The organism is Pseudomonas sp. SDO55104_S430 (genome assembly GCF_054070595.1).
The window spans coordinates 36,905-49,553 of record NZ_JBSVXG010000011.1; the positions used below are offsets into that span (position 1 = coordinate 36,905).

Here is a 12,649-nt window from a genome sequence, read left to right on the forward strand (position 1 = left end):
GTCAGGCTTCCTTCGATAATTCATCCATCAGGCTAGAGAGCTCGTCGGCATCAGCTGATTTCTCTTTCTCATCCAGGCCGAAGGCGGTGCGTTCGAGCACCTGCAGGTTCTTCATGGCCGACGACAACTGGAATAGGGTTTTGGAGTTGCTCGGCAGCGACACGGCAGCAAGCATCGAGGCGCGTCGCATGCCGTTGTTGTCACCGGCCGTCTCTTCTGTGATCGCGTCTTCGATCTCTTCGCGCTTCTGGATGGTTGCAAGCAGATCATCCATCAGCAGGTTCGCGAGGTTCGTTGCCTTGCGAATGTCACGACGGTGGCTGCGAACAACCCGGGCGCCTTCCTCTGCGGCCTCCTCGACTATCTCAGCATCCCGCTCAGGGTTCGCACATTGCTCATCGCGAACCTCTCCGCGAACCAGCTTGTTGCGAACCTCTTTGCGGACCTGCTCGGAAAGGTCTCTCGCCCACCCAAGGGCTTTGGCCTTCTTGCGGATGGCGGTATCGCTGACACCGTTCCGCTCGGCGATGGTTCTGATGGAAAGCGCACCAGCCCTGAAGGCTCGTTCGATCGCCTCCCAGTCGGGTTGCTTTGCCGCCATGTTGAATTCCTTCTACTGCTCGACCTTCACGGTGAGCGTTCTGATCTTGCCGCCAGTGCAGTTGTCACGCTTCATGGCCATCTCGACGGCTTGGTAGGCAGTTGCGCCCATGTCCATTGCTGTGAGGGCGTATTCCGATCCGCTGCCCAATGCGTAGGGGCGATCCGGGATCAGGGCTGACTTCCAGAAGCCAGTGGTCTCATCCACGGCCGAATGCCAGACAACACCGTCAGCGATGATGAGCGCGACCGCGCTGCAGCTTTCGACCTGTTGGCCGAACCAGGCGCTGATGATGCTCTCGAAGTCTGCGGTCGAACCCGAGCACACGAACTTGACCCCTTCCCGCTCCAGGCACTTGTCGAAGTCGTCGTAGGTGATCTGGTTGCCTCGGGTGATTCGGCCGTCATACGCGATCACGCCGTCTTTGTAAGCGATGGTCGTCATTGCTTGGCCTCGTCTTGCGGCAGGATCTCGCGGTACCGGGTCGCCTTGCGCGCCTGGGCGGCCAGCTTCTCCTCGTCAACTTCCAGTCCGGCCAGATAGGCGAACGTGTTCACCGCTACCACGTAGAAGCGAAACCACCATGGGTGATAGGCGGTCAGTTGAACGGTCCGGGCCATGGAAGTCACCATGCAAGTCGACATGGAAGTGCAATCAATTGCCAGTATTCCGAGCGTTTCCGCTGGATCCGCGCAATCTATTGCGTGTTGAGTGGCGCCCGCATGACGCCAGGCACCCTTTGGTTTAGTCAGGGATCTTGCAGATGTGCCCGCGCCGGGCGATCGCATACAGGATCACGGCCCCGTGCAGCATCATCGTGAACGGACTGACCGGGTGACCCTTGATGTTGAAGATGAAGCTGCCGAAGGCGGCGATGGCGACCATGTAGAACGAGATGCTCAGCACCGGCTCATCCATCGGTCGAACGCGGCGCAGGTACTCGGCAGCAGCGACCACCACCAGGACACAGAGGAAGGCATCAGCGACTTGCAGGATGGTATGCATCATGTACCCCCGGTAGCGCCGAACTTTCCTGCCAGTGCTCTCAACCCTGGAATGATGTTCATGGCCAGCAGGCCGATCAGGAAGGCAACGCCATATTGAGTTTCACCACCTGGCTCAAGCTTGAAGAATCCAACCGCCAGAGGCGTACAGAAGATCGCTGAGCTGAACCCGGTGAAGAATGCCCATGCCGCTTGCTTGCGGGTCAGGCCTTGCAGGAACGTCAGCGAAAGGATCGCCCCAGCAAACCCGGCGATGATGATGCCGTACTTGGCGAGCAAGACGCCGGCGGCAGTGGTGCTCGCGGGTTCGGCCATGGTGTGACTCCAAGGAATAAAAAAGGCGCCAGTGTGAGGCGCCAAGACGGCTGGGGAGCCGTTGAGTGGTTGCGAGGGATGGATTCGAACCATCGACCTTCGGGTTATGAGCCCGACGAGCTACCAGACTGCTCTACCACGCAAAATCGGGGCAATAAAAAACCCGGCGCGGTGGCCGGGTTTTCTGTGTCATTCTTTAACACGCAAGAAGGACAAGATAGTGGTTAATCTATGCCACTCTGCCACCACCGTCAAGCGGCAATTTCACAAATCAGTCCTTCGGCATCGAGGATCCCCTGAGCCTCGGCCAGCGCAGAGTCGACCATGGACTTGAGCTCCTTGCAGATGGCGGCCTTCCAGCGGTATTGGGTGCGCTCGGCGGTGGGCTCGTCCACCCAGTTGTCCATGCAGTACCATCCGGACGGCAGGACGTTGGTCGAACGTTTTCCATCCTGCCCTGGCAGCTTCGGCATCGCCCAGGTGACAACCGCAGCGTGACGGAAGCGCTCCGGTGCCGGCGACTTCATGGCCTTGGCGATGGTGATGATCGCATCATGCTTGCGCTCGGTGTGGGTCGAGTACTGGGCAAGCAGTGCCATCCAGTGCGCCGGCGCCAAGCCTTTACGCAACCGGCTGAACACCATGCAGTCGACCAGGAAAGCCGCTTCTTTCCCGACGATCTCCCCCTTCTGCTTGGCGCTCTGCACCTTCGGTTCGAAATCGCACCCACCTGCAGAGTTGATGGTCTCGGCGGCCAGGGCCCGAACAACTGCGGATACGACGTTGCGATAGGTCATGTTGATTCCCCCTTAAACCGAATACACAGCGCGACGTTTAGATGCTTCAGCACCTGGCACAGCGTTCTGGATGATGTCCTTCACCTCCTCCGCGCTGATGGTGATACGGCCTTTCTCGCCGTAGGTCTTGGAACGCAGTACTGCGGTGAGGCACGCACGGGACCGCCAGCCACCGTCGTGGGCGTATTTGTCGCCCGGGGCGAGCTGGTTCCACGATTCAACCGTCACGCCGGCGGACTCCTTCGACTGCATGCGGTGATGGATGTGACCGATATCGTTGTATCGGTACGTCGACTCTCCCCAATCCACAGAGAAATCGGTGGCCATCACGTCGATCAGGCGATCAGGCTTGCACTTGTCGCTGTGGTGGCACATCACGAAGGTGTTGCCCATACGGTACGGGATGAACACGCTTGAGTTGTCAAGGACATGTAGCCGTGGGTTCTCCTGATAGACGTGGTTCAGAAAGATCCGCATCCAGACGTCGTTCGATCGGGAGTGGTTGCCCTGGTTGACGATCACATCCACGAACTGGAACTTGGCCAGGGCCTTGTCGACGATAGAGCGCATGATCCGCGCGCAGACTTCGATCATCTTCGGGTACCGGCTGTCGAAGTCGAAGTCGTGGCCCGACTCGCTCTTGGCTGTGAAGTCCTGGTAGTGCGACATGTCGCCCAGATCCTGAATGACACAGCGCTCGCAGCTCGGCGCCCGGTCAATCAGCTTGTGCATGGCAACGATCAGTTCGCGCTCGGCAATCTTCAGGTCGAAGTTGTGGCCGACCTCATGGGAGTGCGCGAGCATGCCGACGTGGGCGTCCCCGATCTGGAACCATGGGATGATGTCGGTATCGAGTCCCTTTTCAGGCCCTGTAATTTCCGGAAGCGGGTCTATACCTTCCATGAACGCATTGGCGAAAGCCTCGTTCAGTTCGCGCTGCCGTTCATGATCGATCGCCGATTTGACCCACTGCAGCACTGGAGCCTTCTGACCCTCCCGATACAGGCTCGACGTTCCGCGCAGACGGAACCCGTCAGGCACGATGTGCGTCATGTCGTGCTCCGGACTCCAGCCTTTGCGGGCCATTCTCGCCTTGCGCTTCTGGAGGCTCCGCAGATGCACGCCGAGATGCTTGGCTGCTTTCGCCACGCTCATGGTGCTAAGCGCCTCTACGATTTGCTCGTCCGTGACTTTACGTTCGACCATTACGCTGCTCCTGCGAGTGCTTCAGCTTTGAGGGCCGCATAGGCCACACAGTCTTCGGCGGAATCGGCGTGGTAGGCCGGGTTCTGCCACTGGCGAACGTCCTTGAGGATCTGGAGCAACAGCCACCCTTCGGCCTCGGTCAGTGACTGACCGGTGATGGTGTTGAACGCAGACACAGTGGTCGCCATGCTGCGCTCGCCTTCGGGCTTGTCGTACTGCTTGCCGCGCTCCAGCATGATGGCCTGGGCTTTACCGAGAAATTCGTGTGCCTTCATGCTGCCTTCCCCTGTTGTGATTCAAAATGGTCAGTGCAAGCCGCCTTGGCTTTGGCCAGGTCGGTGCCGGAATGCAGGATCTTGCCGGCAGGCGTCCGAGCCACGTAGGCGTGACCCTCCTGTAGCGCGTATTTGCTGATCAGGTAGTCGTGATCTGAGGCGATGCAGTGTTTGGTGGTCTGCTTCCAGTTCATGCTGCTGCCCTCTTGAGCTCACGGGTCTTGGCGCGGTATTCGGCGGTCAACGCTTTCAGGTCGTCGACGGTGTATTTCTTCGGATCATGTGGGCCTTCGAGCCACTCGACCTTCTCGGCGCCAATCCGCTGAACCAGATTGATGCGGTAGTTCACGATGTCGCCGGACTTGTGCGTGTTGCAGGGCGAACATTGGAGGTGGCAGTTCAACGGCTCGAAACGCAATTCCGGCGCGCTGGCCACCGTGCGATAGTGGCCCGCATCATTCTTGCCCTGATGGAAACGACCGCAGCTGATGCAGGGTTGCGCGGAGTCCCGGGCGCGGACCCAGGCGTTGAACGCGACCTGCGTGTCCTTGAGATGGTCCGCCCGGCTCTTCAGCTTCTCCTTGCGGACCTTGATCTCACGGCGATCGCGCTGATCGATGGCCTTCTTCGCCTTCAGCTCGTTCCGAGGCGCGTCCTTCAGCGCGCAGGCCGGGCTGCATACCGCCTGACCCAGGCGCTGAGGCACGAATGAGGCCCCACAGGTTTCGACTCGGCATTTCTTCGAGCGGGGCTGCTTCCGGACTGCCGGCTCTTTTCGTGCGATCACCATTTCAGCTCCTTGATCGATCCGAAGTCGAAATCAGGAAGCTCGCTCACCCCATTCAGGTAATCCGTCATGACCTTCACGTCTGTTTCGTCACATGCACCAGGTTCGGACTGCCAGCAGTAATAGGGATCGGTGTTCGGCATCGCTCCATAGCAGGTGACGCCATAACGGCAGTACATGCCGTCACTGACAAAGCCAACCCTGGCTTTTCCCTTGTCGAAATACACGATGTAGTGGTGACGGCCTTCACTCCGGACCAGCTTCGCCTTCTTGCGGTTGCTGCGCTTGATCCACTTCTGGATATCTTCCCCGTAAGTGCTCATGCCGCCCTCCTCTCGCCATAGATGGCGTACATCAGGTCATCCGGATGCGGGAGCAGGAGTTGCAGATGCTCGGCGCAGTAGGCGTCCAGCAGTTCGAGATACTGGGTCATCTCGGCGATGGTGAACTTGCGGGTTTTGGCCCGGCCAACGCGGTACCGGGTGCCATCGGGAAGCTCGACCGGGCGCACCTCGGCCGGCCACAGTTTCGACACCAGGATCTCGTGCCACTCTTCGGAACTGGCGAGCTGGCCGAAGGACTCGCGCAGGTGGGTCTGGATCAGACCGTTCCACATCCATAGAAGCTTGTTCTGCGCATCGCTGCGCTTGCTGCGGACTTCGACGATGGTCAGCTTACGGGGCTTCTTGAGGTCCAGCGCCGTCAGGTAGCCGATCAGGCGAACGCGGTCGGATTCGTTGCGGAGCATGAGGTCAGTCATAGCCGTCGCACTCCCTGCTTGGCCAATGCATCACGCTCGGCGCACTGAACGCACAACTTCACCCCCGGAATAGCCAGACGACGGCCCTCCGGAATCTCTTCGCCGCACTCACATTCCGTTGCGCTCACTCCGGTGTAACGCGGGATCTGGGAAAGGGTCCGGTTCAGGGACTCTTCGATTGCCTCGTCGGCAAGGTCACATACGTCAGCCATCAGAAGCCCTCCTTTCCGCGCTGCGATTCCCACTCGAACGGCACGACTATCATCCCGCCCTCGCGTAGACGGTCGACACAGCGCTCACCCATCGCTCCGGGCAGCTGCCCTGCATCGAGATTAGAGATGACCACCGTGGGCCGCTCCTGCTCGTACCGTCCGTTGATGATTGCGAAAAGCGTGGTCAGTTCGAAGTCGCTGGGCTGTTCCTTGCTCACGCCAACCTCGTCCAGCACAAGGAGATCGGGGCTGACCAAGCTGGACAGGATCTCCGCCTCGCTGCGTTCGCTATTCCGGTCGTACGTTGCACGGATCGCCTGCAGGATGGCCCCAACAGTGCGATACACCGCCGTGCGTGAGGTGTTGTGCAGCAGTTCGTTGGCCATGGCCACGCCAAGGTGCGTTTTCCCGGTGCCCGGCTTTCCGATCAGGACCATGCATCGACCGGTTTCGAGGATCTCGTCGAAGACCTGCACGTAACGTTTGCAGAAGCTCAGAGCCTTGCGCTGGCCTTCGTTCGCAGCCTGGTAATTCTCCAGGGTGCGAGATGTGAACCGTTTGGGGATCAATGCATCACCGAGCTTTCGGGCGATGGACAGGCGAATCTCATAGGCCCGACTGGCCTCTGCCGCAGCTTCGCGATCCTCATTGGCCTGCCGCTGGCACTCAGGGCAGCTGCCTTTCAATTCACGGTTCAGGATGACGGTGACTTTCTGCTCGTACGGCCCGTGCTTCTCACACTCAGCAGGCTGGACACGCATGTTCGGAGTTGCTTCCGGCATGGATACGACTTTTTCAGAGCGCATAGCTGCCGTCCTCTCGCTTGATAAGGCCGGCGTGGTAGTCGCGCTGATCGAAGCCGGTGTGCCGGGACTGGGTAGATGGTTGCGGCGCGGCCTCGGCAAGTCGCTTAGCGATCCAGGCGGCACGAAACCCTTGCCAGCCAGCGAGCAGCGCTTCGGTCATCGCGGTTGTCGAGTCAATACCGAATTCGGATTGGCACTTCGCGATTTCAGCGTTAAGCGAATCCCACACGGTTTGGGTTGTCGCGGCGCGTTTGGTCTTGCGCAGTGCTAGCCAGTCGATGAGCAACTGCTCAGGAATGGCATGCGGGTTGTCGGTGCGCATCTGGACCAGGCCGAATGGTTTTTTCCGGACTGGTTTTTTATCGCTCGGATCATCTGATTCTGCGTGGGGCGGATTAATCTCTTCCGAAGGAAGAGTTAATAGGGGTTCTTTCTTGGAATAAAGAAGGGAGTCGTCGGTTTTGGTCTGTTTCGCATCAGATCCGATTCGGACGATTTGGGCCGAATCAGATGATTTGGTCTGTTTCGGATCATTTTCGTAGTTCCACTCTTTTGGGTCGCAGAGGCCGATATCGCCGCGCGCCCCGCCTTCGCGGTACAGCACTCGACGTCGCAACAGGCCAGATACGGCTTTCGACACGGTATCAGGGTGAATATGGGTAGCCTTGGCAATTGCCGTTGCAGGGATGCGCTGGGCGCCCTCGTTGAAGTTCAGGGTAGCCTTGGCCACATACAGGATGATCTTCATCTCGCGCGCCGACAGGTCGATAGCCATCAGGCTATCCATCAGCTGGTTGTCCATTCGGGTAAACCCCCTGGACTTGTCAAATTGAATGATATTTGCCATAGTTGGCCTCACAGAGTTGTTTCAAGTGCAATGCAAAAAACCGGGGCGCAATCCCGGTTTTTTTGTGCGCGCGATTTGGTATTCGAGTTCTTCATCAGTCCCTCCGCTTACCTTTTCAGGCCCTCATCAGGCTTGGCTCTCGCAGGTGAGTACGGGCGCCTAAATGGTTGAACCGTCCCTGGCATCGTCTTGGGTCTCGTTCGAGCGACGATGTGCTTTTCAATCATTTCCTTTGCCAGCTGCTCTGGCGTAATGCCGAGTTCTTTGGCTTCTTGCCGCAGTAGCTCGATATCCTCTTCATCCGCGATCTGTCGCAAAGACAGGTCGTCATGGGTCTCAGGCATAGAGCCTCCATTGGGGGCCTTCAGGCCATGTCTTGGGTACGGGTAAGCTCATCCCTCATCTGCTGAATTGCAGCCTTGAGAATTTCCCGTGCCAGCACGGCCTTCTGCGTTCCATGGATCTTTGCGAGCGAGCGCAGGTACTCGTCGTACTCATCGCTCAGGCGAACCTTTGTTTCGTTGTGGTTTAGGTGCTTGGGGTCTTCGTACATGTATTGCTCCTTGCGGCTGATAAGGGGGTTGAAACAGAGAGCTTGTTGGGGTGGCGGCATGGCTATGCAGCTTGGGATTTCTGCTCAGCTTTCAGCGCACCATGAGTGATTCGCTCAATTTGGTACTGGCGCAGCTCTGGTACGTCGTCCCACTGCCGCACGGCCTCGTAGGTCACGTTCAAAGCCTTAGCCAGCGCCGAAACAGAGCCGAAATGCTTGATTGCTTGTGTTTTGGTCATGCCGACCTCCTTTGCTTATTCGTATTCAAGCATGCTTGTGTTTGCAAGGCAAGCATGCTTGACAAGCACTCTTGTAAATTGCACTTATGAAAATTACTGATCGAATTACAAAGCTCGTCCTCGCGCGCAAACCTGAAGTGGGTGCGCGGGGTTTCAAGCGAGACATAGCCACCACTTGCGGGGTCAGCTACGAAGCTGTGCGCCAATGGTTTGCAGGCGACACCGGAAACATCAAGAACGACAATTTGAGCGCCATCGCCGAGGGCTATGACACGACAGTTGATTGGCTGTTGTCAGGCAAGGGCGAGCCACCGCGCCGGTCAAGCACGGAAAAGGCTTCAGTCGAACCGACCAAGTCGGCAGCAGATCTCGTTCAGCAAATGCTGGCCAAGCACGGCAAGAATCTTTCAGATGACGCCCGGCAGAAGATCGCCGAAGCGGTTGAGGAGACGGCATCAGAGGTGAAGTCGGGCAACGTGATCTCGGCCGACTTTTCAGGCTTGAAAGTGCGCCCAGACGAGGTGCTCATCCCGCAATATGACATTCGCGCGGCAATGGGCCACGGCCAGGTGCCACCGGAATATAACGAAACGATCCGCAACCTGATCGTGCGTGAGGATGTTCTGCGCGAGAAAGGCGTCTCCTACACCGCGCTCAACGCCCTTGCTGTAATTACTGGCTGGGGCCAAAGCATGGAAGGCACGATCAACGACAAGGATCCAGTGATCGTCGATCGCGGCATCAATGAGTTCGTTGGGGACGGCATTTACGTCATCACCTGGCATGGCTTGCTGTACATCAAGCGTCTCCAGATGTGCGACGAGGACCACTTCTGGCTTATCTCGGACAACGAAAAGCACAAAGACCAGCAAGCTAGGATTGATGACGTGGCAGTGCATGCGAAGGTGCTGCTGATCTGGAATGCGAGAAAGGCATAACGCGTACCCTCAAGACAACCAAGACGGTCGTGTTGGTACGATATTTGCCTCTATTGATAAGCGTAATCGAGTGATGTCAAATAAGTCCGCTTACGTAGAAACCAAGAACTTGCAGACCCAAAAACCGTCTAAAGTCTTGAGTACGGATGGTCAGGACGGCCTTCCGGAGACAGGAGAAGTGACCGATTTCCGGTCGAGACCAAACGGGGACGAATCCCGAATAAGTGAGGCATCTATGGCGAAGAACATCATAAAGAAAGACGAATACGAAGGCTTCTGAGCTGTCGTTATCTCGATCCAAAAAGGAGGCCGCCGGCCTCCTTTTTTAATGCCTGATGGATAGAAAAAATATGGAATTTTTGGCTGCGATTTTTGAAACATGTAAAGCGACGATGGCCCAAGAGTGGTTCAAGGGCTTCATGGTGATGACCGGCGTTATCGTTGCAATCACCTCAGTTGTCAGTGCTCGAACCATCGCCAGGCGCAAGCAAACGGCTGATCTGATGTTCGGCACCAGGGCAGATGACAATCTGAGTAATGGCTACAAGTGCCTTCAGCGCCTGCATACCGATCCTGGATCGAACATGCGATCGTTCGCCTCTGATGACAAAAGCAATTCCGATGACGCAAACAGTATTCGCTACGTTTTGAACCACTGGGAGCGCGTTTTCGTTGGGGTCAGGCAAGGCATTTATGATGAAAAAATGCTTCGCGAAGCCAACTACAACACCGTCATCAGGGTGTGGGCCCAGGCGAAGCCATATGTTGAGGCCGTGCGTGAGGCAGCTCAAAAGCCGACCTACTACCAATGCCTTGAGAGCGCAGCAAAAGGATGGAAGAAAAAACCTCTCAAGGTAATCAAGAAGTGAACTGCAGCCCGGCCCAGTGCCGGGCTTTTGTTTCCGCCCTTCCCTGTCGGAGATAGTGGCTGTACGCCATGGTAGAGTCGACAGTCAATCTTGGAGGGAACCATATGCGAGCATTTTCTATTTACGTAGCCGCCGCACTGTTGGCTATTTCGGCGACATCGCAAGCCGGCGTTTTTGAGGACAAGACTGACCGCTTCACCGGCGTTCGCTCAGTTGCCTGGCAAGCGATTCCAACAGAAGCGGAAACCTTTGCAGTAACGACCGCTGCCTACTACTCAAAAGGCTCACCAACGCCGAATGAATATTACTTTCAAATAATCACCTATGCAGATACTTCACAGTTCGCCGGATGCCCATACGTTGTTTGGCTGATTGATGGGGAGCCAGCGCCATATCTCAATGCCAAGTACAGCATCGACAGCACCGGATCAGCCACAATTGAACGGTTCGTAATGACCCCAGATCGCGCGACACTGACCAAACTTTCATTAGCAAAGCTGGTTGAGTTCAAAGTCTGTAATGTAGAGAGCTCCATTGGCAGTGATGATATGGCCGGCTTGCGCAAAGTCCTCTCTGAAACAAAATAATCCAGGTCATGCCAAAGCCCGCCGAGAGCGGGCTTTTCTGCACCTGTCAGAAAGGCGCAGGCGGCTCTGCCAGCTCCACATCCCCCACCTCGACCGGGCGATCCTCATCGCTCGCCGCCTCCCACTCCAGGGTGATCGAATCGTCCTCATCGTTGATGGTCATGTCGATACCGTCAGTGTCCGACAGGATCGTCAATAGCTCATCCCATTCCCGCTGGCCATCCGTATCCAGGCGATGAATCGTCACTGCGCGGTCCAGCTGCGCTTTTGGGTGATTGATCATCGATGACACTCGCAACGACAACCTCTCCATTCCCGTCATTGGCTTTGGCCCCGCTTCCTTCTTCTTGTCCTGCTTTGCCATAAAACACCCCCTTTGTTGATGCTGTATATCCGAACAGTACAAAATATTTTCACAAGCGTGCTTGCATTAAAAACACAAGCATGCTTTTATAAATGCAAGCCGACTTGCATTACGAAACACAAGCAGTGTTGGCCAGGGCCTTAAAAGCCCTCCGCTCTTTAACAGTCAGGAATCTTCGCGGATCGATCCCCGGCAACGGGCACAGCGCGAAACACAAATTTCGATCTCCATGCAGGCTCTGGAACCTGCCGGACTTCCCTCAGGGGAGTACGCCAAACCATGCAAGCCAGCCGGCGAAGAACACCGAACACGAAATGTGTGACGCCGGCCAGGTGGGGAAACCGCGGCGCCGCGCATGGAATGGAAAACAGATTTCACTGGCTGGCCTTGGCGACAGGGCCAGACGGGAAATCAACAGAGGGCAAGACGATGAATACCGAGCAAAACGCAGCCACACAACAGAGCAAGGCGGCGAGTGAAAAACTCGAAATGCCAAACCCTACCGAAGCGGATCTGGCTTCACCAGAATTCGAAGCCATCTGGCAGGTCATCAAATCGTGGGATGTCAACGTGCCAACCCACTACGAAGGCTACTGCGGCGCCAATGGATCGCACGTAAAAATGATTCTGAATGCGTTGGCCGCAGCCACCTGAACCATCACTTCTGCCCATTCCAAGAGTGGGCAGCGGGATGCGGACGATTCTGCACCGCGCAATGCGGCCCCCTGCATCACCACAGATGGCTTCCTGCTGTTTCAGGATCGCCATCTGGCTTTACAAATGCCTCTCAAACCCCGGGAGGCATTTGAAAGCCAAACCCGACAAGGAAAAGAACATGACAGCTCAAATGACCACCCTGACCTGCGGTGATTCAACGATCAGCAGTCCGGACAAGGCGCTGGTTCTGCAATTCGCCAACTTCGTGCTGGGCGCTGCACCGGTGGAATCACTCGGCACCTGTGGATCGACCATCGCGGTTCCATCGATCGGCTCCTACTGGGCCGGCCAAGGCGGCGTGTATGCCGGCGTAATGCGCGGTGAGGACGGCAAGCCGGACTATCACCTGATCGTGCCGGATGTGAAGGGTGTGAAATTGGCCTACGGCGGTTACGAGAAGGAATCGTCCGGATGCTCGTCTCTCCGCGACGGCCTGGCGAACACCAATGCCTTGACCGATGACGATGAGGATCATCCAGCGGCGAAGTATTGTGAACGCCTCTCTGCTGACGGCCACAGCGACCTCTATCTGCCAGCGATCAACGAGTTGGCGCTGTGCATGGCGAACGTTCCAGAGATGTTCGAGAAGGAATGGCACTGGAGCAGCACGCAGCGCTCCGCCTACTTCGCATTCGGTATGAACTTCGATGATGGCTTTCAGGACGACAGCGCCAAGGTCAGCGAGCTCCGCGTCCGCCCCGTCCGCAGATTGATCATTTGATCATTCATTTATTGCTTTTGATCTCCGTGCAGTACGCCGGCCGGGCGCAAA

At 57.0% G+C, this 12,649-nt stretch carries 24 protein-coding genes and 1 tRNA gene; 5 read left to right on the top strand and 20 right to left on the bottom strand.

Annotated features, from left to right (window positions below; genetic code table 11):
• Position 1: 1 nt before the first annotated feature.
• From ACW9JE_RS03775 to ACW9JE_RS03865, 19 genes are all read right to left on the bottom strand, one after another.
• Complete coding sequence (locus ACW9JE_RS03775) at positions 2 to 601, bottom strand: hypothetical protein (protein WP_457431957.1); 600 nt, start codon at positions 599 to 601, stop codon at positions 2 to 4.
• A 12-nt stretch (positions 602 to 613) separates the two neighbouring features.
• Positions 614 to 1,045, bottom strand: a complete 432-nt coding sequence (locus ACW9JE_RS03780; protein WP_457431958.1) for a proteasome subunit beta — start codon at positions 1,043 to 1,045, stop codon at positions 614 to 616.
• Positions 1,042 to 1,245 (bottom strand): hypothetical protein, encoded by a 204-nt coding sequence (locus ACW9JE_RS03785; protein WP_457431959.1) that lies wholly within the window; start codon positions 1,243 to 1,245, stop codon positions 1,042 to 1,044. The genes ACW9JE_RS03780 and ACW9JE_RS03785 overlap by 4 nt, the downstream gene beginning before the upstream one ends.
• 100 nt (positions 1,246 to 1,345) lie before the next feature.
• A complete protein-coding gene (locus ACW9JE_RS03790; protein ID WP_457432007.1) occupies positions 1,346 to 1,606 on the bottom strand; it encodes a hypothetical protein in 261 nt (86 codons plus the stop codon).
• Positions 1,606 to 1,920, bottom strand: coding sequence for a peptidase M48, Ste24p (locus tag ACW9JE_RS03795; protein ID WP_116581703.1), 315 nt, complete (start codon positions 1,918 to 1,920; stop codon positions 1,606 to 1,608). The genes ACW9JE_RS03790 and ACW9JE_RS03795 overlap by 1 nt, the downstream gene beginning before the upstream one ends.
• A gap of 66 nt (positions 1,921 to 1,986) precedes the next feature.
• A tRNA-Met gene (locus tag ACW9JE_RS03800) sits at positions 1,987 to 2,063 on the bottom strand.
• 108 nt (positions 2,064 to 2,171) lie between these two features.
• Entirely contained in the window at positions 2,172 to 2,717 is a 546-nt protein-coding gene (locus ACW9JE_RS03805; RefSeq protein WP_457431960.1) for a hypothetical protein, read from the bottom strand.
• A gap of 12 nt (positions 2,718 to 2,729) precedes the next feature.
• Complete coding sequence (locus ACW9JE_RS03810; RefSeq protein ID WP_457431961.1) at positions 2,730 to 3,923, bottom strand: oxidoreductase; 1,194 nt, start codon at positions 3,921 to 3,923, stop codon at positions 2,730 to 2,732.
• Positions 3,923 to 4,198 carry a DUF6378 domain-containing protein gene (locus tag ACW9JE_RS03815; RefSeq protein ID WP_457431962.1) on the bottom strand — a complete coding sequence of 92 codons (276 nt, stop codon included), beginning with the start codon at positions 4,196 to 4,198 and terminating at the stop codon, positions 3,923 to 3,925. Before ACW9JE_RS03815 ends, ACW9JE_RS03810 begins: the two co-directional genes overlap by 1 nt.
• Positions 4,195 to 4,392 carry a hypothetical protein gene (locus tag ACW9JE_RS03820; RefSeq protein WP_457431963.1) on the bottom strand — a complete coding sequence of 66 codons (198 nt, stop codon included), beginning with the start codon at positions 4,390 to 4,392 and terminating at the stop codon, positions 4,195 to 4,197. The genes ACW9JE_RS03815 and ACW9JE_RS03820 overlap by 4 nt, the downstream gene beginning before the upstream one ends.
• Positions 4,389 to 4,988 carry a recombination protein NinG gene (locus ACW9JE_RS03825; RefSeq protein WP_457431964.1) on the bottom strand — a complete coding sequence of 200 codons (600 nt, stop codon included), beginning with the start codon at positions 4,986 to 4,988 and terminating at the stop codon, positions 4,389 to 4,391. The genes ACW9JE_RS03820 and ACW9JE_RS03825 overlap by 4 nt, the downstream gene beginning before the upstream one ends.
• Positions 4,982 to 5,308, bottom strand: a complete 327-nt coding sequence (locus tag ACW9JE_RS03830; protein WP_457431965.1) for a hypothetical protein — start codon at positions 5,306 to 5,308, stop codon at positions 4,982 to 4,984. Before ACW9JE_RS03830 ends, ACW9JE_RS03825 begins: the two co-directional genes overlap by 7 nt.
• Complete coding sequence (locus tag ACW9JE_RS03835; protein ID WP_457431966.1) at positions 5,305 to 5,745, bottom strand: recombination protein NinB; 441 nt, start codon at positions 5,743 to 5,745, stop codon at positions 5,305 to 5,307. The genes ACW9JE_RS03830 and ACW9JE_RS03835 overlap by 4 nt, the downstream gene beginning before the upstream one ends.
• Positions 5,742 to 5,957 carry a TraR/DksA C4-type zinc finger protein gene (locus tag ACW9JE_RS03840; protein WP_457431967.1) on the bottom strand — a complete coding sequence of 72 codons (216 nt, stop codon included), beginning with the start codon at positions 5,955 to 5,957 and terminating at the stop codon, positions 5,742 to 5,744. The genes ACW9JE_RS03835 and ACW9JE_RS03840 overlap by 4 nt, the downstream gene beginning before the upstream one ends.
• On the bottom strand, positions 5,957 to 6,763 hold the full coding sequence (locus ACW9JE_RS03845; protein WP_457431968.1) for an ATP-binding protein: 807 nt from the start codon (positions 6,761 to 6,763) through the stop codon (positions 5,957 to 5,959). Before ACW9JE_RS03845 ends, ACW9JE_RS03840 begins: the two co-directional genes overlap by 1 nt.
• Entirely contained in the window at positions 6,753 to 7,610 is an 858-nt protein-coding gene (locus ACW9JE_RS03850; protein ID WP_457431969.1) for a replication protein, read from the bottom strand. Before ACW9JE_RS03850 ends, ACW9JE_RS03845 begins: the two co-directional genes overlap by 11 nt.
• A gap of 107 nt (positions 7,611 to 7,717) precedes the next feature.
• Entirely contained in the window at positions 7,718 to 7,954 is a 237-nt protein-coding gene (locus ACW9JE_RS03855; protein WP_457431970.1) for a hypothetical protein, read from the bottom strand.
• 20 nt (positions 7,955 to 7,974) lie between these two features.
• Complete coding sequence (locus tag ACW9JE_RS03860) at positions 7,975 to 8,163, bottom strand: hypothetical protein (RefSeq protein ID WP_457431971.1); 189 nt, start codon at positions 8,161 to 8,163, stop codon at positions 7,975 to 7,977.
• Between the two features lie 62 nt (positions 8,164 to 8,225).
• The gene (locus tag ACW9JE_RS03865; RefSeq protein ID WP_457431972.1) at positions 8,226 to 8,402 is read right to left on the bottom strand and encodes a Cro/CI family transcriptional regulator; all 177 of its coding nucleotides are present in this window, start codon (positions 8,400 to 8,402) and stop codon (positions 8,226 to 8,228) included.
• An 86-nt stretch (positions 8,403 to 8,488) separates the two neighbouring features.
• Between ACW9JE_RS03865 and ACW9JE_RS03870 the strand changes: the two genes are divergently transcribed.
• From ACW9JE_RS03870 to ACW9JE_RS03880, 3 genes are all read left to right on the top strand, one after another.
• On the top strand, positions 8,489 to 9,340 hold the full coding sequence (locus ACW9JE_RS03870; protein ID WP_457431973.1) for an XRE family transcriptional regulator: 852 nt from the start codon (positions 8,489 to 8,491) through the stop codon (positions 9,338 to 9,340).
• 350 nt (positions 9,341 to 9,690) lie between these two features.
• Positions 9,691 to 10,209, top strand: coding sequence for a DUF4760 domain-containing protein (locus ACW9JE_RS03875; protein ID WP_457431974.1), 519 nt, complete (start codon positions 9,691 to 9,693; stop codon positions 10,207 to 10,209).
• 104 nt (positions 10,210 to 10,313) lie between these two features.
• Positions 10,314 to 10,796 (top strand): hypothetical protein, encoded by a 483-nt coding sequence (locus ACW9JE_RS03880; protein WP_457431975.1) that lies wholly within the window; start codon positions 10,314 to 10,316, stop codon positions 10,794 to 10,796.
• 46 nt (positions 10,797 to 10,842) lie between these two features.
• On the opposite strand, the gene ACW9JE_RS03885 is transcribed toward ACW9JE_RS03880, so the two are convergent.
• Entirely contained in the window at positions 10,843 to 11,160 is a 318-nt protein-coding gene (locus ACW9JE_RS03885; protein WP_457431976.1) for a DUF1654 domain-containing protein, read from the bottom strand.
• Positions 11,161 to 11,520: 360 nt separating this feature from the next.
• On the opposite strand from ACW9JE_RS03885, the gene ACW9JE_RS03890 reads away from it, so the two are divergent.
• Complete coding sequence (locus ACW9JE_RS03890; protein WP_457431977.1) at positions 11,521 to 11,814, top strand: hypothetical protein; 294 nt, start codon at positions 11,521 to 11,523, stop codon at positions 11,812 to 11,814.
• 181 nt (positions 11,815 to 11,995) lie between these two features.
• Positions 11,996 to 12,598: a DUF1566 domain-containing protein gene (locus ACW9JE_RS03895; RefSeq protein ID WP_457431978.1), complete on the top strand. Its 603-nt coding sequence runs from the start codon at positions 11,996 to 11,998 to the stop codon at positions 12,596 to 12,598.
• The last annotated feature ends 51 nt before the right edge of the window (positions 12,599 to 12,649 follow it).